The organism is Bradyrhizobium sp. 17, from assembly GCF_023073515.1.
Taxonomy (GTDB): domain Bacteria; phylum Pseudomonadota; class Alphaproteobacteria; order Rhizobiales; family Xanthobacteraceae; genus Bradyrhizobium; species Bradyrhizobium canariense_D.
On the sequence record NZ_JADPJQ010000009.1, the window covers coordinates 18254 to 40438 of the forward strand.

Here is a 22185-nt window from a genome sequence, read left to right on the forward strand (position 1 = left end):
CTGCCGGTGACCACCGCAAAGCCGCCCGCCCGCTACGGCGCTATTGGGGCGCGCGTACGGGCGGCTTTGCTCTACTGAGCTACACCATCACTGGGGACACGACCCCTCTATTCTGGCCCCGGACAATTCCCCGCGCTGCTGGAGCGGGGAAGCATGTACATCCCAACGCCCCCTTATCCAGCAGTCATGTTGATCATCCATGATCAGTTCAAGACTGCGGTTTGGCTTGGCGAGCACGATATGCCGCATCTCGTTGCGACCTGAACAATTCCGTCGAGGGCCTGGACTGGCACAAACTTGCCTCTCATGTCTCGGGCGAATTAATGAGCGTGCCGTCGAAACCAGCTGCTCGCTCTCGCTGCGCTAATGCGCTCCCGATTAATTTCCCGTCTGCAGTTCATGCGAAAGTTGATGCAAGCGCGGTTTCCGGCCACACGTGTGCCGTTCCTCGCAATGACGGTCCTGGACCTCAGAAATTACCAGAGGGAGACGAACTCTGGTTACAATCAAACCGGCATGCGCCGGCCTGGATTATGGTTCGTGCCGAGAACGGACACTTACGATACCTGTTGAGGGCCGCCACCGCAGTGCGTGCCGGAGAGGTTTAGAGCCAGCAACACTCCGACGAGCGCCTTCGCAGGGCCAACGTTTCAGGCGAACGACATTTCTGCAGTTTGCGCGGAGCTAATGCCCTTGACCTCCGGCATTCCGATCGGACGATTCGCCGTTCTCGCGAATCCTGAACTCTTCGAGCGTGTGCCCCGCTTGGAGCGCGGCAACTAGCCAGCGAGGCTGTTTACCACGTCCCGACCAAGTCTCGGTCGGTCGGAGTGGATTGAAGTATTTCGGCGCGACCTTCGGGTATTTGCGGCGCGGCGGCTGACCCGTTTCCGCGTTGGCGGCCCCGCTTTCAGCTTCACCGAATTGATCAGGCTGGTTGAGTTGCGCAAGCCGTTTTTCGAGCTCCCGCTTCTCGACCGTGATCTTTTCGGCAAGTATCTTCGTCAGCTCTTCGTGGAGGAGCCAAAGTTCCTCAAAGTCCATGGCTTCGAGATCTTGCCTGCGCATAGATAGCATTCTCGTCACCGTTGGACCGGCCGCCTATCCATCTAGCATCGGTCATAATCAAGCATCGTGGCCCGAACGACGAATGAACAAAGTCGGCGCTCAATTTGACGAAGCAACATATTCATTATATATCATTTAATAATTATTGCGATGATTATGTTATTAATAAGTCTCAGCAAGCTCAGAAGCTTCCGGAGGGCGCAAGAGAGAATTAGTCGTGATCGAGTATCCTCTCGAGCGTCTTCAACATTCAATCGGCCGGTTTATCGTTCCCTCGGCTACGTTGTTGGACATCTTACCCCTGAGGCCCCAAATCGAACTCAGGTGGCTCGCATTTATGAACATCGAGGTTATTGGCTCCCGTTTGCGCCTATGGGACGGGGGGACGGCAACGAGGCTCTCAGATCGATGGAGGGGCGGCCCTGCGTGCCAAGAATCCTTATCGAGGCTGCGGTGTGTCATATTGTTCGTGAGTCCAGCTTGATCTCGTCTCCCTTCGCGTCGGGTTTCTCGCGTGAATGGCTCCCTGGCTGTACGTAGCGCGTGTGATATTAGTTAGTCTTGCGTGAACAACTCTGGCTTCAGGGCGGAAGCGTCTGAACCGCGGCAGCGAGGCGGAGAGGATTTGGCGCAGCAACAGGCTGCCAGCGGATGAGGCGGCGGAAGTTGTAGCCGGCGGCGGCAAGGACGGCGTTGGCGGCGTCGCCGTGGCGGAACCAGAGAAAATTGCGGCCCATGCGGTGCTCAGCCTTGAGGGGGCCGATGACGGGCTCGACGGCGGCCCAGCGGCGCAGTTCGCGCTTGATCTTGGGCGTCACCCCTCGTTTCTGGCCGGAGATGAAGACCCTGAGCTTGTGATCGGGCGGGGCGTTGTGGCCGCGGTATCCGTTGTCGGCGAGGGTGCGTGCGATGGTGTTGCCGACCAGCGCCTCCATCCGGGATCACGGTGGCCAGCGTGTGACCGTCATGCGGATTGCCGGGCAGCGCTTTCCATGGGTGACGCGCGGCAGATCGTGGTGGCAACGGAGACTTTGACGCCGAACTCATTGGGCCGGTGGGCCTTTGCCTTTGCCGGAGTATTTGACCTCCGGCGCATGCGGGGAATAGATATTGTGCCCGCGTTGACGCTGCTGCTGTTCGCGCACGCGCCGTGCCAGCGGCAGTAGCTTTGCAACCGCCGCCTGGAGCTCGCTCTTGTCCTCGATCTTGCGGCCAAATGTCGCAGAGCACGCGGCCGAGATAGGTCTGCAGCGTGTTGAGCTTCCGGTTGGCGCGCTTGAACTGCTTGGCGTGCGCATAGCGCTGATGCTGGATCAGGGGGAGCTTGCCCGCCCGCGCCTATAAGACTGGCGCAAAGCCAGGCCGTGAACGGTTTGATTGCGTTGGCCCTGGTGGTGGCAACCGACAGGCTCGCCTGGATCAGCGCAGCCAATCGCTCCTCGCGCATCCGGCTGCGCCAGCGGGCAGCGACGAGCGATCGAACACCAGTCAGTGCTAGAAGAACTCCTCGCCGCAGAAGTATTGGGAATAGGGGTTCTCGATCCACGGCTCGCACAGCACCTCGTCCGACAGGTCGTAGGTGTGCTTGAGGATTGCCAGCCCCGCCATCAACCGCGTCGGCCGGCGGGGATCATCGGTGTAGACCTCGGCGAACCGCACCTTCAGGAAGCTTCAATCCACCGCGTGACCCAGCGTTACCAGCGGATGCTTCATGTCCATGATCTGATCGAGCCGAGAGCGAAAAAGATCCTGTTCTCGGGTAACGCTCCGCTCCCGTGGTCGCATCTCGTCGCCTCGCCAAAACTGCCAAAGGCGAGGAAATCCCAAATCAAGTTTGCAAGGAATCCCGCTCCACGGGCCCGCTTTCTGGCAAATCTCACCACGGCAAAATGCCTTCCAAATCAATGGCCTGGGATTTTTTCACGGATACCCAGTTAAATGACACGCGGATTGGCCACTTTATCTGCTTGATCAGGAAAATCGAGGCAGTTATCTGAGGTGCAAGATCCGGTTCGGTTCCATGCATTGCTTTGGGATAGTTCGGCTCCTGTCTTGATTAATGTCGACGGGGGCAATATTAGACGAGATTAGATGTGTGCAACTACACGGTGCCAGGATGTCAGCTAAGAAGCTCGAACTAGAATCCATGTCCCTTGACGATCTCTGGTCACTTCATGAGGAAGTTAGCGGGATTTTGTCTGACCGGATCAAGGCGGAAAAGCACGAATTGGAGAAGCGCCTAGCAGTTCTCGGGGGTGGGATGGCTGCTCGGGCAGACGCGAGTGGGGTGGACGCGTCTCCAGCCGGCAAACAGAGGCGTAAATATCCGCGGGTGCTGCCGAAATATCGGAATCCACAAACGTCCGAGACTTGGTCCGGACGCGGCAAGCGGCCGCGGTGGTTGGTTGCCGCGATGAAGTCTGGCCGGAGGATTGAGGACTTCCGCATAGGCGAAGCAAGTCCGAAGCTTCGTCAGCGGGCGTGACCGGATCCGCATTCATCGGCAGGATTGTTGCAGTCAGCTAGCCCGCGCAGACCCGTGAATCTATCCGTCTAGTAGGCGTTTCGCCCCCGCAGCACTTCCATGGGAGTTCGCAGTAGGATTGTGAGGTCCAGCCGAACGCTCCAGTTGTCGATGTACCAGAGATCGTACTCAACACGTTTTTCAACCATGGTCGCTGTAGGCGTTGGTCCACGGCAGCCATGGATTTGAGCCCATCCTGTCAATCCCGGCCTCACTCGGCGCCGGAAGGCGTACTTCCGGACGAGCTTGTCGAACTGTCCGTCGTGGGCCACGGCATGGGGGCGTGGGCCTACTAGCGACATGCTGCCCTCGAGGACATTCAACAACTGCGGCAGCTCGTCGAAGCTCGTTCGCCGTAGCCATCTGCCGACCCTGGTGAGACGCGGGTCGAGAGGCGTTGCCTGAACGACGACAGGCCCATCTTCAAGCACATGCATCGTCCGAAACTTGCGGATGGAAAATACTCGGCCATTGAAGCCGCATCGTTGTTGCTTGAAGAGGACCGGGCCGGGAGAATCTAGTCTGATCGCGACGGCAGCTATCGCGAGCAACGGTGCAAGAACCGTCAAAGCAAGTCCTGCACCGATAATATCAATTGTCCGTTTGCTTGCGCGCTCGATTGCGGTGAGGGAGCCAGCCTGGATCTCTACGCAGGCGGCACTTCCCAAGCTCCTTGCCGGATGTCGAAGCAGTTCGGATGCAGCGCCGACCGGGACGAACATGATGGGGAATGGCAGCACCCTCAGATCGGAGACAAGGGCACGAAGGTCGGGCCATCGTGCAGGATTGGCCTCGAGCACGATTTTATCGACTTCGGAATTCCTAATATGTTCGATCACGCGGGAGCTGAGCCGTTTTCTGAAACCAGGATCTGAGCCCATGGCAGGCAAATCAAAGCGGCCCTTAACGCAATAGCCGAGGACAGCAAGAGTCTCCGACAGACCAGCATAATTCGAAGGCGGCTGATCGGTGATGAGGATGAGACTCGTCCGAGCGAACCTTCTGCCGCTGACGCATTTTATCAGCAGTACCCTGGCAACGCACCGTTGGGCAATCAAAGACGCCAGGCCGAGTGCCGCAAACAGGAGGCCGGCGCCTCGGAAGAAGTGTGGATTGTCATCGAGCATCTCCACCGTGGCCGCCAGAACGTGCAACAAAATCCACGTGAGGCAAATGCCGCGAACTTGGCTCCGGAGTACGAGGAGTTCGGTTGGCCGATACAGTCCCCTGCCTTTCAGAATGTAGACAAAAGATACTGCTGCTGCCGCGTAGGCGCATGCCTGGGCTAGGCCAGCTGGTGCCGGGCTACCGGGCGAAAGAAATGCGGAAAGGAAGCCGGCGAATAGAATGGTCGAGATATCGGCGCAGATCATCACAAATTCAACAGAGTCGTACCGGACGGGCCATTTGCCTTCATTCGCAATGGACAATCGTCGGTTGAGGAGAGTTAGATCGCTCTCATGGCCACCGATATGCCGGTTGATAAAATTCATGGCTGATACAGAACGCCGGTGGCTTAATAATTTAATATACTAAAATTTAAATATATTAATCAACCAAAATTCGCTGCGAGTCGATAAATTTAATCGAAATTTTGGTGCGTGCCGCGATATCAAATAGGGCTGGGGCGCGCCGCTGAACCGGCTATGGGCCTCGCGGGCGCAACTTCTGGACGTAGCCTGGGTCGAGTTCGGAAATCGAACTCTCGGCGAGCGCCCTGCCGTCTGCCGATGCCGACTGGTAAGCGGCGGCGACGGCTGGCCTGAGTGCCGTCCGGCCGGTCATGGCAACTTTAAGGTCGCGCCGGATAAGATCCCGAAGCTCAGGCTCCTTGACCGCAGCATCGGTGCCGAGAGCCACGGTAAGCCGCAATGGAATAAGCTCCAGCGCGTTTGGTGCAGTATAGTAGGACATTTTAAGTAAGCTTGTCGTGTCATATGCCGTCTGGTGCTGCTTTGAAAGCGCCGCAAGCATGAGCCAAGCGTCGCCCCGAAGCGGTGAGTATTCCAACACTGCAGAAAAAGCATTCAAGCCTGTGGACCGGCCGATGTTCTGCGGGTCCGTGGCCCTGTCTGACTTAAGGCGTACAGTTGCAGCGGCGGCATTCTCGCGCCTGGATTGGAGCGCCGAGGTTGAGGCTTCGCTCGAACCCGCAACCGATGCAACGGGAAGGCGATCACCAAACGGTCGGCTTTGCGAGACTATCCAAGCTGCTTGCGCGGCCAACAGCAATCCGATGACTATTAGAGCAATGCGGGTCAGGATCCATGGGGAAGCGAAGATAGGCGAAGGAATCCGTTGCGGCGCCGTGGTTCGGTCGCTCGCGTCCTGAGCAAGCTGCCGCAGCAATGTGGACTCCACGTCGCGAGCCGTAGCGGACAGGCTTTGAGCAAAAGCCAGGCCGTAGACCCCCGCGACCAACAATGATGTCCATAATTCGAAAAGGCTATTCTCGGCAAAGGCCAGTACTGTCAACGATACGGAAGCGCCTGCGCCGACGGCTGGGTATAGGTAATCGTGATTGCGAGACAAGGCGCGCCCGAACAAAATGCAGGTGCTGATGACAGTGACTATCAACAGGCCGCAGAGGAACGTACGTCCCATTTCGACCGCGACCGCCGCCGCAGCGGTCGGCCGTTCGCGCATTGCTGCCATGCCCACGTCGCCATAAATCGGCAGAAGCGCAACAAAAGTGCCTGCACCGGTCCCGATCGGGTGAGTGTCCTGTAGCATCCGCTCGGTTGCGGCCTGAGTTTGCGTCGATAAGGCAACCGTCAGGTCAGCATTCCGATTGATCGGAATGAAAGTGAAGCTGGCGGCGAAAAACATGGCGGTGGTCGCGAGAACGCCAGCTCTGCCCCACACGCCAAAGAACCATTTGCGGACCGCGACGACCGTAAGGATAGTTGTCGCTCCGAGCAGAACAGCAATCAGCGCGGTCAAGCCGCTGCAAAGCAGGGTTGCCGAGAGGTAGGCGATCAATGACAGAATTGCGCAGCTAAGAATCGCGAGCGGTCCTGTCGGCGAGCGAAGGGACCGTCTAGGTCGCCGCAGCTGGTCGACGGCACGGATACCCATTGCAATGGAGAGAAGCACACCAAGTGCCGCTGCGGCCGAGCCCGTCCAGACTTGCTCGGCGGGCCAGGAGCCACTCGGGTTGCTTCTTCTCCATATCGAAGATATGCAGATGACTGCGGTGATCGATACAAGGACATAGAGGACCTGCGCTGCCCGGTGCTTGTCCAGGGTAACGACTGCGGTGACGAGAGCCACGGCGAGAACAAGGTTGTAATGTGATAGCGCCAGTATCGTCTCCCGTACATCAACCGAGAACCTGTCCGCGAGAGGTTGGTGTAGGGCTGCCGATGCCGTCGCCCAGATCTGATTTCCGAGGCCGCGGAGCGGGATCGGAACAACTTGCAATGCGATCCAAAGCACGGGTGCGGCAAGAGCCAGAATGAAGAGGGGCCGCACACGCTTCGCGAAGGAGGCGAGGGTTGACGACGCGGCGAAGAGGCCCACCGCCAGCATAGCGGCCGCAAGAACGCCGGATAGCACCCCTGGACCTAATAGGACAACCATTTTACACCATCTCTGACTCTGACCCGCTCAAAACGGAGAGCATATTGCAGAAGGCGCTGACTGCATCGTTTGGTCGGCGGTAGCCAGAGAGTCATCCTAGGAGTCCGACAAGCCATATCTAATGTAGTGGCTGTCATTATAGTAATCACTGCGGGAAGTGTCGTAGCGGGCCATCGCCCTCATATCGGTCTTGTTGAGGACGGCGCCGATCACCGAATCGCAAATGGTCGGCGCGGTGTGCAAGGCGTGTTGGACCACATCGATCTTCGTGCGTCCCCATTCTACCACAAGAACGTAGCAGTCAATCAATGATGCAGTGACACGTACGTCGACTAGAGGAGACAATGGCGGAAGATCCACGATGATGTAGTCATACTCGGTCCGTAAACGGTCGAACAGTTTGGTTACATTGTCGGCGGAAAGGATCTCGCTGGTATGGAATAGGACACCGCGCCGCACGACGGGCAAGAGTGCAAGATTGGTTTTTGGATCTCGCCATATGGTGTCTTCGAGTGAGCGGCTGCCGTTTAGAACTTCGAGGAGGCCAAAAGCGGCTTTGGGAGCCAGACTGGCGGAAAGTGAAGGGTTTCGGAGATCGCAATCGACGATGATGGCTCGCTTGCCGCTATGTCCGATCAGCTGTGCCAGGGAGGCCGCAATTGTCGTCTTACCTTCGTTCGGCAGAGCCGACGTGATTCCAACCACCTGATTGGAAGCCTTGGCCGGACTGTGGTCAATGGCAAGCTTGATGGAACGGATGGCTTCCGTGAACCGGGAAAGCGGCATCTCGAGGACGGATCGGTGAATTGTCGGGACATTCGCCAACGTCCGTGATCGCAGATCCTCAGTCTGTTGCTCGGATCGAACTATTGCCTTCGGGGTCTTGGGAGGTGACAGCACAGGGACTAGTGACAAACAGGGGAGTTCCAATGCGGCCTCCAGCTGTGAAGACGTCCGGAACACTCGGTCCATAACGTCTCTCAGGAGAGCCAAGCCGATTCCGAGTGCGAGTCCGGAAACCAGGCCGAAGCCCAGCACCAATCTTGTTTTCGGTCGGCTTTTGCGCTCGGGCGGAGAGGCGGGAAAGACGATCCGTGTCTCCGGACTCGGAAATGTCTCCTGCTGCGCCGATCCCATGTAGTGCTGCTGGAACGCCTCGTGCATGGCGCGGAGGCCTTTCGCCCGAATCTCCAGCTCCCGTATTGTTAGCTCCGCTGAGTTCGTCAGGCGCGACTGAGATACGGCTTCGGCGAGCTGCTTCTCGAGCTCCTTCTGCCGTTGCTGTGCTGCCTCCAGTTCGTTTCGGCTGGCATCAGCAAGCCTCGTAACTTCTTCGATGATAGATGTGCGAATGTCGCGTATCCGTGTCCGCAAGTTGACGACGGCCAAATGGTTGCGACCGAGTCGGACCGACCAATCGCCTTCACGACGTGACAAGTCAAGATATTGCTGGCGAAGGGAATTGATGATCGGGCTCTGTAGGACATCGGCGCTGGCCGCGTCAGGTGCGCTGATGGTCGACGACCCCGTTGCATTGGCGCGCAGGATTGCATCGTAGCGATTGAATTTGACCTGAGCATCAGAGGTCTGCGTTCGGGCGGTTACCAATCGGGCGCTAAGATCGTTGACGGGCTGTTCGTCGATCGACTTTCCGCCCGTAAACACCATGTTGTTCTGAGACTTGTATGCGCTTACAGCGCGTTCGGCCGCCAGTGCCTGCTCATTAAGATTGGTTAGGCGTTCCTGCAGCCAATTCGCTGCCGTTCGTGCAGCTTCAAACCTCGCATTCATCTGGTCGTTGATATAGGCGTTAGCCACGGCATTTGCGATCTCCGCCGCGCGTGTTGCGCTGCTCGAGCTGTAGCTGACCTCGATAATATTGCTGTAGCCGACCCTGGACGCGGATAGTCGGTCCAGCAGTGCTACGATTGCTCCTTCGGAGGGGTGATTCGATATATCGGCTTGTGAATCGTTATCGGGCCCGAGACCTCGACTTCGAATCCGTTGCAGAAGAGAACTTAGGGGCTGGATCGACCCAGCAAATTCCGGATCGCTGGCGAGCTTAAGCTGCGTTAGAACTGCTGCAGCGATCGCTCTCGATCTTATCATCTGCAGTTGCGTTTCGATCTGAGCGTTATCGATCACCGGCTCTGGGAGAAGCGACTGCTGCTGGACGAACTTGGCTTGCGGATTCTTCAGCAGGATCTGTACTTCTGCCGTGTAGGTAGGGGGAGCAAACCGAAGGTAGAGCATGGTAGCGGCAAATACGAGGGCCGCAGTGACGAGAATCATAAGGTGCCGACGCTCTAGTAAAGCGATGGCATATTTGACAAGGTCGCCGATTCCCCCGCCGTTGATTTGATCGGGTTGGGTATGCCCCCCCAGTTGCAGATGCGTTCTGTCGGTTTGTAGAAGATTGCTCTGCAGCATAGGGACCTGTCAGGGTGAGGCACGTGGATTAGTAGCCAACGTATGTACGTTGACCGCCGGATTTAATAACACTACTAAATATATATACGAGAAAAAAGTCATTGCCAAATTAAATGATATTTGGATAATGTGAAGGCGCCGGTCGAGAGGCAGTGCAGGGCCGGGCAGGTCAGGTGCGCCAACGGTTCAACGCGCGTCGTCGCGGCAGTAGTCGGCCGTGAATGAATATATCGAATATTTGATCAAAGTTCTGAGCAGAAATTAAATGAACATCTTCGGGCGTACCCCGTGTTGGAAAAGCAATACCTGTCAAATCAAATCGGAGCCAATCCCCCACGCCGCGGCGGTGCAGGCTCTGAATGGCGCACTCGCGGTCAGAAGGAGATGCTCGGTGGAGCGGCCGAGCTTGTCAAACCTGGCCCGCACCGCGGACTCGTCGCCGGTGGGAGCAACTCCCCGTTGGGTACGTCGTACGACAATGGCGAGAGCAGCTTCGATTGGCGCTTGGAGAACCAACTGGTCCTAACGAGGAGGACCTGGAACCGCGCATCTGAGGGTACATCGCTATGCTGGAAGTGAGATGTTTGGAGATTCCCGACGTCAAGATGGTTCGGACACGTCGGGTGTCCGACGCCCGGGGGTACTTTTGCGAGACGTTTCAGCGATCGGCCTTTGCAGAAAAGGGAATTCTGGACGACTTCGTCCAAGACAATCAATCCAGCTCAGATCGGATCGGGACGGTTCGGGGTCTACACTTTCAGCGACCGCCGTTTGCCCAGGCTAAGCTCATTCGGGTGTTGAACGGGGCCATTCTCGATGTCGTCGTCGATCTTCGGCGTTCGTCGCCCGCCTTCGGGAAGCACGTAGCGATCGAACTGGATAGCGAAACTGGTGATCAGCTGTTTGTTCCGAAAGGCTTTGCGCACGGTTTCTGCACACTGCGGCCCCAGACCGTCGTGTTCTACAAGGTCGACCAGGTCTACGCTCCTAGCCATGACGCAGGACTCTATTGGGCCGATCCGGCGCTGGCGATCGAATGGCCCGTGACGACAGGAGCCGCCCAGGTATCTCAGAAAGACCGGTCTTTGCCCGGGTTTGATCAGTTTAGCACCGTTTTCGAATGACGGGAGTAGTAGGATGCGCGTTTTGGTGACCGGGGGAGCGGGCTTTATCGGCTCTGCAGTGTGCCGGCACTTGGTGCTGGAGAAGGGTGCTGCAGTCATTAACGTCGACAAGCTGACTTATGCAGCCAACTTGACCTCGTTAGCGTGCCTCGATGAGTTGAGGTCTTACGCTTTTGAGCAGCAGGATGTCTGCGATCAAGGAGCCATGGATCTCGTGTTCGACCGCTACCAGCCTGACGCGGTCATTCACCTTGCGGCCGAAAGTCACGTCGACCGCTCAATCACCGGTTCGGCAGCTTTCATCACCACGAATATCGTGGGCAGCTACACCTTGTTGGAAGCGGCCAGAAAATATTATGACCGCCTCACGGGGCCGCGGCGAGAGCGCTTTCGCTTCGTTCACGTTTCGACCGACGAAGTCTACGGTTCGTTGGGTGTCGCGGACTACTTTCGCGAGGAAACGCCTTATCGCCCGAGTTCTCCATACTCTGCGAGCAAGGCGGCGTCAGATCATCTCGCGCTTGCATGGTTCAAGACCTATGGCCTCCCGGTGATCGTGTCGAACTGCTCGAACAACTACGGGCCATATCAATTTCCGGAAAAACTCATTCCATTGACGATCCTAAATGCGATCGAGCACAAACCGCTACCGGTCTACGGCAACGGCGGGAACGTACGCGATTGGCTGCATGTCGAGGATCATGCGGCAGGACTCGTCAAGCTTTTGTCCGAAGGCAAGCCCGGCGAGAAGTACAATTTCGGCGGCGACAGCGAACGCTCTAACCTGGACGTGGTCACCCAGATCTGTGACGTCGTGGATAGGCTATGTCCCGGTTCGACAACGAGACGATCGATGATCACGTTTGTGCCGGATCGTCCAGGACACGATGTTCGCTACGCAATCGACGCGTCGAAAGCGCACAGAGAGCTCGGCTGGCAGCCCACAAGGACGTTCGAGGAGGGGCTCACCCAAACCGTCAGTTGGTATCTTAACGGCCGCGCGTGGTGGGAGCGTGCTCGCAGCGGAGTCTACGACGGCTCGCGTCTCGGTCTCCTCGCTACTCAACACTGAGGGTGCAATGACGGAAAGGCCCATTTTGGTTGCCGGCCGCAACGGTCAGTTGGCAAGGTGTCTTCGTGACCTCGCGGCAATGCACGGTATCCCTCTCGTCGCTCTCGGACGCAGCGAACTCGATCTTGAAACTTGCGGCGAGCTCCGCACGGTCATCGATCGGACCCTGCCGTCCATGATCATCAACGCTGCCGCTTACACGGCGGTGGACCTCGCGGAGTCGGAAGTAGCAAAAGCATTTCTCATCAATCGCGATGGTCCGGCGGCATTGGCCGACATCGCGTGGCAGATGAACATTCCGTTTGTCCACGTCTCAACGGATTACGTTTTTGATGGAAGGAAATCGGAAGCCTACGACGAAAGCGATGTTCCAGCGCCATTGAATGTGTACGGCGCGTCCAAGCTCGCTGGCGAAGCTGCCGTTCTGGCCGCGCATCCGCTCGCAACCGTGATCAGAACGTCATGGATCTACAGTCCGCACGGCAGCAACTTTGTTCGGACGATGCTGCGGCTCCGTGAAGCGAAGCCTATCGTCAGGGTCGTCCAGGACCAATACGGAATTCCGACATCTGCTCTCGACCTTGCGGCGGCGATCCTTCAGCTCGTGGGACCGCTGCTAACCCATGATCGTAGAGCGATGGCCGGCATCTTTCATCTGGCCGGCCGAGGCGAAACAACGTGGTATGGCTTTGCCCAGGCGGTTTTCGACCTGCTCGCTCGTCGCGGTATGCAGGTGCCCCGGCTCGAAGCGATCACGACGGAACAGTATCCAACCGCCGCGCAGAGGCCACGGAATTCGCGCCTCGATTCAGCGAAGGCCGAGCGTGTCCTCGGGATTCGACTGCCGACGTGGCCTTGCTCTCTCGAAACCTGTCTCAACCAACTCGTGGAAGGTGAAATCGATGCTGAAAGGAATCGTGCTGGCCGGCGGCAGCGGAACGCGACTTTATCCGATCACGAGGGTGGTGAGCAAGCAGCTGCTGCCCATCTATGACAAGCCGATGATCTACTATCCTTTGTCGACACTGATGCTGGCGGGCATCCGCGAGATTCTTGTCATCACCACGCCTTCAGATCGGTGTCAGTTCGAGAGGTTGCTGGGTGACGGTAGTCAGTGGGGGATCAGGCTCAGTTATGCTGAGCAACCCCGTCCCGCCGGTCTTGCGGATGCCTTCATTATTGGCGCCGACTTCATCGGGAACGACCGCGTTGCGATGGTGCTGGGCGACAACATTTTCTTCGGAGACGGCTTGAGTGGACTGCTCGCCAGAGCTGCGGGTCGTGAGGAGGGAGCAACGGTTTTCGCCTACCACGTGCGGGATCCGGAGAGGTATGGCGTGGTTACCTTTGACGAGCTCGATCGGCCAGTTCAGATCGAGGAGAAGCCGAAGCTTCCAAAGTCGAATTGGGCGATCACGGGTCTTTACTTCTTCGACAGCCAGGTCGTCCGATATGCGCGCCGTGTCGAGCCGTCGGCACGCGGCGAGCTAGAGATCACCGATCTGCAGATGCGGTATCTCTCGGCCAAGGCGCTCCACGTTGAACGGATGGGGCGTGGTTTCGCCTGGCTGGACACCGGCACGGTGGAATCTCTGATTGATGCGGCGATGTTCGTGCAGACCATTGAGAAAAGGCAAGGGATGAAGGTTGCCTGTCTCGAGGAAATCGCGTTCCGGCAAGGCTTCATCGACCGTAACCAGATCGAAGCGCTGGCAAAACCGCTGGAGAAGAGCGGCTACGGCCGATATTTACGCGAGATCGGCCACGTAGAAAAGATGGGACAGCACGGTGTAGCCGCCGCGCAGCCACTATTGGTTTGAGCGGATGTAGTCGGAAATATTGGTGTAGGCCCAAGCCACGGTAGCGCTTAGATGAAGTGTACTCCGATTAATGGCGTGACTTTGATGCCCGGCGTGTCGCAAAATTCCGCATTGGTCCGCTATGCGCTCGAAGGACTGGAACGGTGTTGGCTTCCCGAACACGGCCGCTGGTCTCACATTTACCATCTCGACGGGCGTACATCGCCGAACGAGTCGTTGCCCCACAGCGACGTGTTCTACACCCTCAACGTTCTGCTCGGAATGTCCAGGATCCGGGAGACTCCCAGCAGCCTCAACCTTTCGGACGTATTCCACCGAAACGCAGTCCAGCTCACTTTGCTTCCGGTGCGGAAATATGCGCTGGGCATGGCGCTTTGGGCTGCGGCAGAACTTGGCTTCGAAGTACCCGAGCAAGTGAGGCGCGAAGTCAGAGCGCTTCTCACCGAGCAGGAAAGGTGGAAAGCATTTCGTGCGCAGGACTTGGGCATGCTGTTGACGGGCGTCGTTGCTCAAGTCGGGGCGGGCGGCGACGAATGGACTTGTTTTGCTGGACCGCTCTATCGTTTTCTCAAGCAGCGGTTCCATAGCGGATCAGGCCTATTCTTCGACGCGGGATTCGGGCTGCGGCGGCGCTTCGCCTCCTTCGCGACCCAGATCTATCTTTCGATCGCATGCTACCACTACGGTGAACTGGCAGGGGATTCATCCGCACTTGCAATGGCAGGCGCCTGCGCACGCAAGTTGATTGAGCTTCAAGGACCCCGGGGCGAGTGGCCCTGGTTTTTCGATGCCGTTAGCGGCCGCGTGCTCGACTTCTATGAAGTCTACTCTGTTCATCAATATGGCATGGCCCCCGCGCTGCTGGAGTGGGCAGAGCGCTATGACGTTCCAGGCGCGCGCAACGCCTTGATTAAGGGATTTAACTGGATACTCGGCGAAAACCAGCTTCGCCGCTCAATGCTGGTACCTGATCTCGGACTAACCATCAGATCGCAGATTCGGAAGGGCGAAGTCACGGCGCGAGCGCCCAGGATGCTGCGTGCGATCGGGAATGCCTACAGGGGACGCGAGTCCGAGCTGATCGAGAGTTCTGGTGTGGGGCTTCGGCTAGAATGCCGCAGCTACGAATTGGGATGGATATTGTGGTCCTTTGGCCAGCGCAACGATCTGCCAGAGTTGGCCTGCAACCCGGCCTTTGGCAGGGCACACAATGCGCGTTTCGATCAGCTAGCGGTTCCATGCGACGACGCGCCGATTGCGCAGCAATGACAGCATGGTCGTCACTCGATGCAGACGTACGGCGCACATGACGGCGATAGCCTTGATGCGGTGCCGAACGCCATGGAGCCGGTCGCTCGTTAGAACTGTTACAATGCTTGGTGCTGGGGAGGCCAGCACCACAAGAGCTTGCGCGATCCAACGCAATCTCCAAGCCGGAGTACCTTCGGCCATATTGCGGTAGTGGACGATTTGCCGGTCCCACTTGACGTAAAGCTCCTGGAGGGAACCCCGGGCCGGGTGGAAGACGATCATCTCCGGTACGTACCGAAACCGAAGCCCGGAACGACGTGCGCGATGTCCCCACTCCATGTCTTCCGCTACATCGATCCCCGCGAACGGCCCCACTGACTCGAAGTCTCGCCGAAGCATGGCCATGTTGCCGGTACCGCAATAGCCATGGCGTTCAATATACAGCTTGAATCGATAGGCGAAAACGCTCTCGTAGGCCGCAATTGCGTCGAGCTGCGCGTTCTCGCCTTGCCAGATACGAACGTCCCCCCCGAGGACTGTGCCGGGCGGCAACGAATGCAATGAGCGCACTACGCTGCCCAGCCAGTCCGGATGCGCCCGGCAATCGGCATCGATGAAGGCAAGCACCTCGCCAGCTCCCGCCGCAACGCCAGCATTTCGGGCCGGGCCAGGGCCGGGCTGCGCCTCTTGAAGCAGTCGTGTCCCGGAATGTCGGGCGACAACGTCTGTCGGTAAAATGGCGGATCCATTGTCCACCACGATGATCTCGAACGAGCCGCGGTAAAGACTCTGCGCTTCCAGGCTCGCCAGGCAGATGTCCAGTTCGCGCGGCTGATTTAGATGCGGAATAATCACCGAAATCATGTCATTTAATCTCTCTTGATTGCCTTGCGGCGGTGTCGCGGCCTTGCTGGCGGTATCTGGCGTAATGCCGCAGCTCCAGTAAACACGTTTAAAAATATAATATCAAGAAAGCTTGAAATTAAATAGATAGGTCAGTATTATCTTATTGATGATTTTAAATCGTAGTGACGGGCAGTTTAACGCCCGGCGCGGTTTCAAGCGAGGAAGCCGATGCGTGTTTCATTTCTGGGATGTCCCATCGATATTCTGACGATGCCCGAGACGATCGACCTGGCGCGCCAGGCCATGCGAAGACGTCAGCGTCTGCAGCACGTTGCTCTCAATGTCGCGAAGTTTGTGAACATGCGTTCCGATCCCGTGCTCGCCGCTGATGTAGCCAACAGCGACATTGTCGGCATCGATGGCATGGGCATCATTTGGGGCGCGCGAGCGCTTGGTCTGCCGGCAAAGTCGCGCGTCACGGGCGTCGATCTCCTGAGCGAACTGCTGGAAGTTTGCGCGCGAGAGGGCTTCCGTCCCTATTTTCTGGGAGCCAGCCCTGCCGTCTTGCACGAGGCGGCGCGGCGTGCCCGTGAGCGGCACCCTTCGCTTGTCTTTGCTGGACTGACGCATGGTTACTTCGGCCGCGAGCAGGAGAGCGCTATTGTCCGCGATATCCGATCCAGTGGCGCCGATTGCCTTTTCATCGGTATGCCCACGCCGCGCAAGGAACGCTTCCTTGCCGCCCATCGCGACGAGCTCGACGTGCCGTTCATCATGGGTGTCGGTGGTTCGTTCGACGTTCTCGCAGGCCAGGTTCTTCGGGCGCCCATTCAGATGCAGCAGTTCGGTCTCGAATGGTTGTACCGCATCTATCAGGAGCCCCGACGCATGTGGTGGCGGTATGCCAGGACCAATACGCTATTTGCCGGCGTCCTGGTGCAAGCGCTCGTTCGACATGCGCTCCGGCGAGCGCCCGCTATGTACAGTGCTCTCCCGCCGGGAGCAGGGCGGATCGGAGGCTGAGCGTGCGCAAGCATTTTCTGATTCTATTGGGAACCCGACCGGAAGCGATCAAGCTTTTTCCGGTCATCAATCGGCTCAAGGCCGAAAAGAACAAGGATGTCGCCGTCACCGTATGCGCCACGGCGCAGCATCGGGAGCTGCTCGACCAGGTTCTCAAGCTGGCGAACGTCGTGCCGGATTTCGATCTCAACGTGATGACGGTCGACCAGACGCTCGATAGTCTTACTGGTCGATTGTTGGCGCAAATCGGTGAAGTCCTGCAGTGGGTGAAACCCAGCAGGGTTATCGTCCAGGGCGACACTGCGACCGCGATGACCGGCGCGTTGGCATCGTACTATCACCGCATTCCGGTCTCGCACGTCGAGGCGGGCCTGCGAAGTGGAGATATTTTCGCGCCTTGGCCGGAAGAGGTGAACCGCAAGATTGTCGGCTCGATCGCCGATCAGCATTTCGCGCCGACCGAGCGCGCCGCGAGCGCGCTACGGTCGGAGAACGTATCCAACGATCGCATTCACGTTACTGGAAATACCGTCGTTGACGCGCTGATCCTCGCGAAAGCGATGGTTGAAGCCAGTCCGCAGCTTTCGTCCCGGTGGGACGTCGTCAAAAAACATCACGGCAACCGCCGCATCATTTTGGTCACCTGCCACCGCCGGGAGAATTTCGGCGAAGGAGTCCTCAATATCGTGAATGCACTGGAGACGATCTTGTGCAGGGAGGACGTTGCCATCGTGCTTCCTGTTCATCCGAATCCGAATGTCCGTGACGTGTTTGCAGCGCGACTCGGTAACCATCCGCGTGTCGTGCTCATTTCCCCGCAGGAGTACACGGATTTTGTCAGTCTCCTGTCGCTGTCCCATCTTGTGCTGACCGACTCCGGGGGCGTGCAAGAGGAGGCGCCGACATTCGGCAAGCCCGTGCTTGTGATGCGCGACACGACCGAACGTCCAGAGGGGGTCGAAGCGGGAACCGCTCGCCTGGTCGGCGCGAACTACGACAGGATTGTCGGGGAGACATTCCGTCTGCTTGACGACGATGAGACTTATTCCGCGATGGCCCGGTCCCATAATCCCTTTGGCGATGGGCACGCCAGCGAGCGTATCGTGAAGGTGCTTCTTGATGCCTGAGTTCCAGAAAGTGACTGTCGTCGGACTGGGTTATATCGGTTTGCCGACCGCCGCGCTGATTGCCAGCCGTGGATTTCAGGTGGTCGGCGTGGACACAAAGGAGTATGTGGTCAAGACGGTAGCTTCCGGAGCCATTCATATCGCAGAGCCAGATCTGGATGGTCTCGTTTCCAAGGTCGTGTCGAGCGGCGCGCTGACGACCTCAAACAAGCCACAGGCCGCCGATGTCTTCATCATCGCGGTGCCCACACCTATCGATGGCAGCAACCGACCAGATTTGTCCAACGTGAATGCCGCCGTCGAGAGCATTCTGGATCTCCTTGTCCCAGGCAATCTCATCATTCTCGAATCGACGTCGCCAATCGGGACGACCGAAGGCATTGCAAAGCGGATCGGCGAGCGTAGGCCGGATCTGAGAATTGGCATCAACGGCAGTGAGGACGGCGCGGTCTACGTCGCTTATTGTCCCGAGCGCGTCTTGCCCGGTCGGATCCTCAGCGAGCTTATCAACAACGACCGATGTATAGGGGGAATTACTCCCGCCTGCACGCGGCGTGCTCAGCGCTTTTACAAGTTGTTCGTCCGCGGCGCCTGCGTTGCCACCACGGCGCGAGCGGCCGAGTTGGTCAAATTGACCGAGAACGCATTTCGGGATGTGAACATCGCATTTGCCAATGAACTCTCGTTGATTTGCGACAGGTTCGACATCAACGTCTGGGAGGTGATCGATATCGCCAACCGTCATCCGCGGGTTAACGTATTGCGGCCAGGACCAGGCGTGGGTGGGCACTGCATTGCCGTCGATCCGTGGTTCATTATCGACTCGGCGCCGGATCTCGCGCGCGTAATGCGAACGAGCCGCGAGGTCAACAACGCCAAGACGGAGAATATTATTAAGCGCGCCGAAGCTCTGATCGACGACCATCCTTACGCAAGCGTGGCCTGCTGCGGGCTGGCATTCAAGGCAAACGTGGACGATCTACGCGAGAGTCCGGCCATGGAAATTGCAATACACTTGGCGAAGAAGTACGGCCAGCGGATCAAGGTCGTCGAACCGAATCTGCGGCGGCTACCGCCGGAACTGGCCGACTTCCAAGTTGGCTTCGTGAACATAGATGAGGCGTTGCGTTCATGTGAAATCGCCATTCTCCTGGTCGACCACGATGAGTTCAAGATGGTGCCGCTGGCCGAGCGCCGTCATCTCGATGTAATCGACACGCGGGGTATATGGCAGGACATGCCTGTGCGGACGTGACGGGCAAGTTGAGCGGACTAGCGATGAGATGACTGATTTGATGCCCTTCCCCGACGTGAAAGTACAGGCCCGAATGATCGAATCGCTGATCGATGTTGCGATCACGCGCGCCATCGGGAACGAGCGATCTGCGCAGAGGCTTGAGGCTTGTATTTTTGGGAGTGAATTCGCCGCATACTGCAACATTGGTTGTTGCCGGGCCGTCAGCATCGGCGCATTGGCGCTCTATTTGGCATTGTTGGCGGTCGGAGTGGGGCCAGGCGATGGGGTCATCAAGGTCTCCATGAACCTCGTGGCGACGTCAGCCGCTATCATCGGAGTAGCCGGGGACTCAGGAAATTGCCTCAACATGGTCAGTAGTCTAATATCGGAGAACGGTGTTGATCGATCTCAAGGGGAAACGCATTCTTGTTACTGGAGGTGCGGGGTTTATCGGCTCGCACATCATCGATCTGCTGTGTGACGAAGGCTGCATCGAAATTGTCGCGCTCGACAATATGTTGACCGGTCGACCGCAGAACCTTCAAAAGGCGCTGACACGGGGACCGGTGCGGCTGGTCCAAGGCGACATACGTGACACAAAATTATTGGAAGCGCTGGTCGAAGCTGCCGACATGGTCTTTCATCACGCGGCATTGCGGAACACCCGCTGCGCAGCCGAACCGCGTCTCGCCATGGATGTCATGGTGAATGGGACCTTCGAACTGCTCGAACTCTGCGTGAAGCACGACATCGAGAAGATCATCGCCGCGTCGTCGGCTTCGGTGTACGGCATGGCGGAGGAGTTTCCGACAACCGAGCGTCAGAATTTTCATGGCAACCGTACGGTACATGGTGCCGCGAAGGCGTGCAATGAAGGCCTGCTACGTGCCTACAATGATCTGTATGGCCTTGAATACGTCGCTCTCAGATATTTCAACGTGTATGGCAGCCGCATGGAGGTGCACGCTCGATACGCCGAGATGTTGATCCGCTGGATGGAGCAATTGGAAGCTGGAACGCCGCCGGTGATTGTTGGGCCGGGCCAGCACACCTTGGATCTAGTCCATGTCCGTGACGCTGCGCGCGCGAACATCCTTGCTGCCAGGGCACAGGTCAGCGACGAGGTGTTCAACGTGGGAAGCGGCATCGAAACGAGCCTCATGCAGCTCGCTTCAGTCCTGGCCAATGTCATGGGCCATAGCGGCGTGCTGCCGCAATTTGCGCCTGAACGCTCGATCAATCCGGTACCGCGTCGTGTGGCTTCTACGGGAAAGGCGGAACGTTTACTGGGTTTTCACGCAACAGTGTCGCTCGAGTATGGCCTCGCGGATCTCGTCAAGTGGTGGCGTTCCGAACACGGAGCCTCGGCGGCGCGGCAACGACAAGCGGTGGCGCCGTGAGTCCCCTCGCAGCGCAACCGATAGTCCAAAGGCGATCCTTGGTACGTCGTGGACTTGGTGCTCTCCTGTTTGGCCAGATCGAAGCATCCTTCGGATCGGAGTAGGATTGACATTGGTGAGGGATCATTGGCCAAGGCGGGAGGGTAAGGCGGCGCTCTGTTCACGAACGGGGTCACGTGGAATGGATCAATCCGGTCCCCCGGCGGGCTCGACTGGAGAGGCGCAGCACGTTCCGGGTCTTCAAGCGACGGTGTCGCTTGAGCGGGAGTTCGCACAATTGTTTGAAATGATGGCGTCGAGCGGAAGCTTCCGAACGATGCCACCGACACGAGGCGCTCTTACAATCCTATTGAAATGCCACCCTTCGCCGATATCGCAGCCGAGTTTGCGGGCACGAGGGTCAGCCTGCATCGGCTGATTTGGGCGCAGCAAGCAAGACGGTCATGTTTCTAACTTGTATGGACGCTTTGACCATCGACAGTGCAGTTGCGCCGTTCGAAGCTCCTGATAGAGTGCCGCTTTCGCTACGGAGCCGATCGCAGTTGTGGGGCCAGTGTGAGATTTCGTTCGCAATCGAAAGCGCCAGCAAAGGTGGCTTGGTGTGATTTGGAGTCCCAAGTGATCGAGCTACGCAGACTTCGTGTGGCGATTTTGATCGTCGGTTTCCGCAATCCGCAAGACGTGCGAGCGTGCTTGGGGGCGCTCTCTCGCTCGGCGCCAGAACCAGACTTCGACGTTTTCGTCTGCGAGAATGGTGGGAGGGAATCGTTTCGTGAATTGTTCGAGGTGTTGACGGACCCGCTGGGACCATGCGGCGCCGTATTGAATGATTTGCCGGATTCGCTTGCGTCCCCCTCGGGGCGCCTGGGCGACATCAAGTGTCTTGCGCTCAAGAACCGGTCCTCGCGGGTGTATCTGGGCTGTGCCACGCATAATTTAGGCTATGCTGGTGGAATTAATGTCTGGATTGATCGATTGCAGCCAATCGAGGGCTGGGACGGCATCTGGGTTCTAAATCCGGACGCCGAACCCGATAACGGCGCGTTGCAGGCTCTGGTTGAGCGCGCCATCTCGGGCAACAAGGGCATGGTAGGCAGCACCATCGTGCCAACAGTAGGCCGCGATTATATCTATTGTCGTGCCGGTCATCGCTGGCGCAAGCTACGGACGAGCCTTGCCCTGATTGGCCTCGGTGATCCAATCGATGGGCCTGTGGACCTCCATGCCATCGAAGCGGCTCTCGACTGTATTGCCGGCGGCTCGATGTATATCACGCGCGAGTGCCTGGAGAAGATTGGCCCGATGGAGGAGCGCTTCTTTCTGTTTTACGAGGATGCGGATTGGTCGATACGGGCAAAGGAACATGGTTTGGGGTATGCTCCAGACTCCATCGTAGCCCACAGGGGAGGCACAACGATCGGGTCGGCACGTTTCCGCGCTGAAAGATCTCAGCTTTCAGTCTACCTGGAGAGCCGGAACAATCTCGAATTCGTTCGCATGCACTGGCAAAGATATTTGCCTTTCGCCATGGTCCTGGGGTGCGTCTACGCCATGACCTATCTCGTTGCCCGTTCCCCGAAGAATTTCAAGGCGGCTATGCGCGGACTGTTGGCAGGGGTAAGGGGTGAAACCGGCCGGCCAACGTTCCACCACTGAAAAGGACTAAAGCATGATCCGGAAA

At 57.9% G+C, this 22185-nt stretch carries 17 protein-coding genes and 1 pseudogene; 12 read left to right on the forward strand and 6 right to left on the reverse strand.

All coding sequences use genetic code 11. The features are described from left to right. Positions 1-684: 684 nt before the first annotated feature. Together IVB13_RS01070 and IVB13_RS01075 are read right to left on the reverse strand one after the other, a co-directional pair. Positions 685-1068 carry an H-NS histone family protein gene (locus IVB13_RS01070; RefSeq protein WP_247487402.1) on the reverse strand — a complete coding sequence of 128 codons (384 nt, stop codon included), beginning with the start codon at positions 1066-1068 and terminating at the stop codon, positions 685-687. 644 nt (positions 1069-1712) lie between these two features. Next, positions 1713-2853: pseudogene (locus IVB13_RS01075) on the reverse strand (transposase); the annotation flags it as partial. 331 nt (positions 2854-3184) lie between these two features. Here IVB13_RS01075 and IVB13_RS01080 point away from each other — a divergent pair. After that, positions 3185-3553: an H-NS histone family protein gene (locus IVB13_RS01080; protein ID WP_247487403.1), complete on the forward strand. Its 369-nt coding sequence runs from the start codon at positions 3185-3187 to the stop codon at positions 3551-3553. A gap of 68 nt (positions 3554-3621) precedes the next feature. Here IVB13_RS01080 and IVB13_RS01085 read toward each other — a convergent pair whose 3' ends face one another. The 3 genes from IVB13_RS01085 to IVB13_RS01095 all read right to left on the reverse strand — a co-directional run bounded on the left by IVB13_RS01085 (position 3622) and on the right by IVB13_RS01095 (position 9604). Next, the gene (locus tag IVB13_RS01085; RefSeq protein ID WP_247487405.1) at positions 3622-5085 is read right to left on the reverse strand and encodes an exopolysaccharide biosynthesis polyprenyl glycosylphosphotransferase; all 1464 of its coding nucleotides are present in this window, start codon (positions 5083-5085) and stop codon (positions 3622-3624) included. A gap of 151 nt (positions 5086-5236) precedes the next feature. Further along, entirely contained in the window at positions 5237-7123 is a 1887-nt protein-coding gene (locus tag IVB13_RS01090) for a hypothetical protein (RefSeq protein WP_247487407.1), read from the reverse strand. A gap of 147 nt (positions 7124-7270) precedes the next feature. After that, the gene (locus IVB13_RS01095; protein WP_247487409.1) at positions 7271-9604 is read right to left on the reverse strand and encodes a polysaccharide biosynthesis tyrosine autokinase; all 2334 of its coding nucleotides are present in this window, start codon (positions 9602-9604) and stop codon (positions 7271-7273) included. Between the two features lie 566 nt (positions 9605-10170). On the opposite strand from IVB13_RS01095, the gene rfbC reads away from it, so the two are divergent. The 5 genes from rfbC to IVB13_RS01120 all read left to right on the forward strand — a co-directional run bounded on the left by rfbC (position 10171) and on the right by IVB13_RS01120 (position 14889). After that, positions 10171-10728, forward strand: coding sequence for a dTDP-4-dehydrorhamnose 3,5-epimerase (gene rfbC / locus IVB13_RS01100; protein WP_247487410.1), 558 nt, complete (start codon positions 10171-10173; stop codon positions 10726-10728). Between the two features lie 13 nt (positions 10729-10741). Next, positions 10742-11800, forward strand: a complete 1059-nt coding sequence (rfbB, locus tag IVB13_RS01105; RefSeq protein ID WP_247487412.1) for a dTDP-glucose 4,6-dehydratase — start codon at positions 10742-10744, stop codon at positions 11798-11800. Positions 11801-11807: 7 nt separating this feature from the next. After that, complete coding sequence (gene rfbD, locus IVB13_RS01110; protein ID WP_247487414.1) at positions 11808-12794, forward strand: dTDP-4-dehydrorhamnose reductase; 987 nt, start codon at positions 11808-11810, stop codon at positions 12792-12794. Next, positions 12703-13620, forward strand: coding sequence for a glucose-1-phosphate thymidylyltransferase RfbA (gene rfbA / locus IVB13_RS01115; protein WP_346731709.1), 918 nt, complete (start codon positions 12703-12705; stop codon positions 13618-13620). Before rfbD ends, rfbA begins: the two co-directional genes overlap by 92 nt. Before the next feature lie 84 nt (positions 13621-13704). Then, complete coding sequence (locus IVB13_RS01120) at positions 13705-14889, forward strand: hypothetical protein (protein WP_247487437.1); 1185 nt, start codon at positions 13705-13707, stop codon at positions 14887-14889. On the opposite strand, the gene IVB13_RS01125 is transcribed toward IVB13_RS01120, so the two are convergent. Further along, the gene (locus IVB13_RS01125; protein ID WP_247487416.1) at positions 14848-15735 is read right to left on the reverse strand and encodes a glycosyltransferase; all 888 of its coding nucleotides are present in this window, start codon (positions 15733-15735) and stop codon (positions 14848-14850) included. The two genes, IVB13_RS01120 and IVB13_RS01125, sit on opposite strands and share 42 nt — an antisense overlap. 210 nt (positions 15736-15945) lie before the next feature. On the opposite strand from IVB13_RS01125, the gene IVB13_RS01130 reads away from it, so the two are divergent. The 6 genes from IVB13_RS01130 (at position 15946) to IVB13_RS01155 (ending at position 22160) form a co-directional block, all read left to right on the forward strand. After that, on the forward strand, positions 15946-16740 hold the full coding sequence (locus IVB13_RS01130; protein WP_247487418.1) for a WecB/TagA/CpsF family glycosyltransferase: 795 nt from the start codon (positions 15946-15948) through the stop codon (positions 16738-16740). A 2-nt stretch (positions 16741-16742) separates the two neighbouring features. Then, complete coding sequence (gene wecB / locus IVB13_RS01135) at positions 16743-17867, forward strand: UDP-N-acetylglucosamine 2-epimerase (non-hydrolyzing) (RefSeq protein WP_247487420.1); 1125 nt, start codon at positions 16743-16745, stop codon at positions 17865-17867. Continuing rightward, on the forward strand, positions 17860-19122 hold the full coding sequence (gene wecC, locus IVB13_RS01140) for a UDP-N-acetyl-D-mannosamine dehydrogenase (protein WP_247487422.1): 1263 nt from the start codon (positions 17860-17862) through the stop codon (positions 19120-19122). The genes wecB and wecC overlap by 8 nt, the downstream gene beginning before the upstream one ends. 73 nt (positions 19123-19195) lie before the next feature. Then, a complete protein-coding gene (locus IVB13_RS01145) occupies positions 19196-19585 on the forward strand; it encodes a DegT/DnrJ/EryC1/StrS family aminotransferase (RefSeq protein ID WP_247487438.1) in 390 nt (129 codons plus the stop codon). After that, positions 19503-20504: an NAD-dependent epimerase/dehydratase family protein gene (locus tag IVB13_RS01150; RefSeq protein WP_247487424.1), complete on the forward strand. Its 1002-nt coding sequence runs from the start codon at positions 19503-19505 to the stop codon at positions 20502-20504. The genes IVB13_RS01145 and IVB13_RS01150 overlap by 83 nt, the downstream gene beginning before the upstream one ends. A 618-nt stretch (positions 20505-21122) precedes the next feature. Beyond that, on the forward strand, positions 21123-22160 hold the full coding sequence (locus tag IVB13_RS01155) for a glycosyltransferase family 2 protein (protein WP_247487426.1): 1038 nt from the start codon (positions 21123-21125) through the stop codon (positions 22158-22160). Positions 22161-22185: the final 25 nt, after the last annotated feature.

What these genes read in the sequence shown, in the direction of transcription:
- IVB13_RS01070 (WP_247487402.1), bottom strand. Translation starts at nt 1,068, where the DNA reads ATGCGCAGGCAAGATCTCGAAGCCATGGACTTTGAGGAACTTTGGCTC.
- IVB13_RS01080 (WP_247487403.1), top strand. Translation starts at nt 3,185, where the DNA reads ATGTCAGCTAAGAAGCTCGAACTAGAATCCATGTCCCTTGACGATCTC.
- IVB13_RS01085 (WP_247487405.1), bottom strand. Translation starts at nt 5,085, where the DNA reads ATGAATTTTATCAACCGGCATATCGGTGGCCATGAGAGCGATCTAACT.
- IVB13_RS01090 (WP_247487407.1), bottom strand. Translation starts at nt 7,123, where the DNA reads ATGCTGGCGGTGGGCCTCTTCGCCGCGTCGTCAACCCTCGCCTCCTTC.
- IVB13_RS01095 (WP_247487409.1), bottom strand. Translation starts at nt 9,604, where the DNA reads ATGCTGCAGAGCAATCTTCTACAAACCGACAGAACGCATCTGCAACTG.
- rfbC (WP_247487410.1), top strand. Translation starts at nt 10,171, where the DNA reads ATGCTGGAAGTGAGATGTTTGGAGATTCCCGACGTCAAGATGGTTCGG.
- rfbB (WP_247487412.1), top strand. Translation starts at nt 10,742, where the DNA reads ATGCGCGTTTTGGTGACCGGGGGAGCGGGCTTTATCGGCTCTGCAGTG.
- rfbD (WP_247487414.1), top strand. Translation starts at nt 11,808, where the DNA reads ATGACGGAAAGGCCCATTTTGGTTGCCGGCCGCAACGGTCAGTTGGCA.
- rfbA (WP_346731709.1), top strand. Translation starts at nt 12,703, where the DNA reads ATGCTGAAAGGAATCGTGCTGGCCGGCGGCAGCGGAACGCGACTTTAT.
- IVB13_RS01120 (WP_247487437.1), top strand. Translation starts at nt 13,705, where the DNA reads ATGCCCGGCGTGTCGCAAAATTCCGCATTGGTCCGCTATGCGCTCGAA.
- IVB13_RS01125 (WP_247487416.1), bottom strand. Translation starts at nt 15,735, where the DNA reads ATGATTTCGGTGATTATTCCGCATCTAAATCAGCCGCGCGAACTGGAC.
- IVB13_RS01130 (WP_247487418.1), top strand. Translation starts at nt 15,946, where the DNA reads ATGCGTGTTTCATTTCTGGGATGTCCCATCGATATTCTGACGATGCCC.
- wecC (WP_247487422.1), top strand. Translation starts at nt 17,860, where the DNA reads ATGCCTGAGTTCCAGAAAGTGACTGTCGTCGGACTGGGTTATATCGGT.
- IVB13_RS01145 (WP_247487438.1), top strand. Translation starts at nt 19,196, where the DNA reads ATGATCGAATCGCTGATCGATGTTGCGATCACGCGCGCCATCGGGAAC.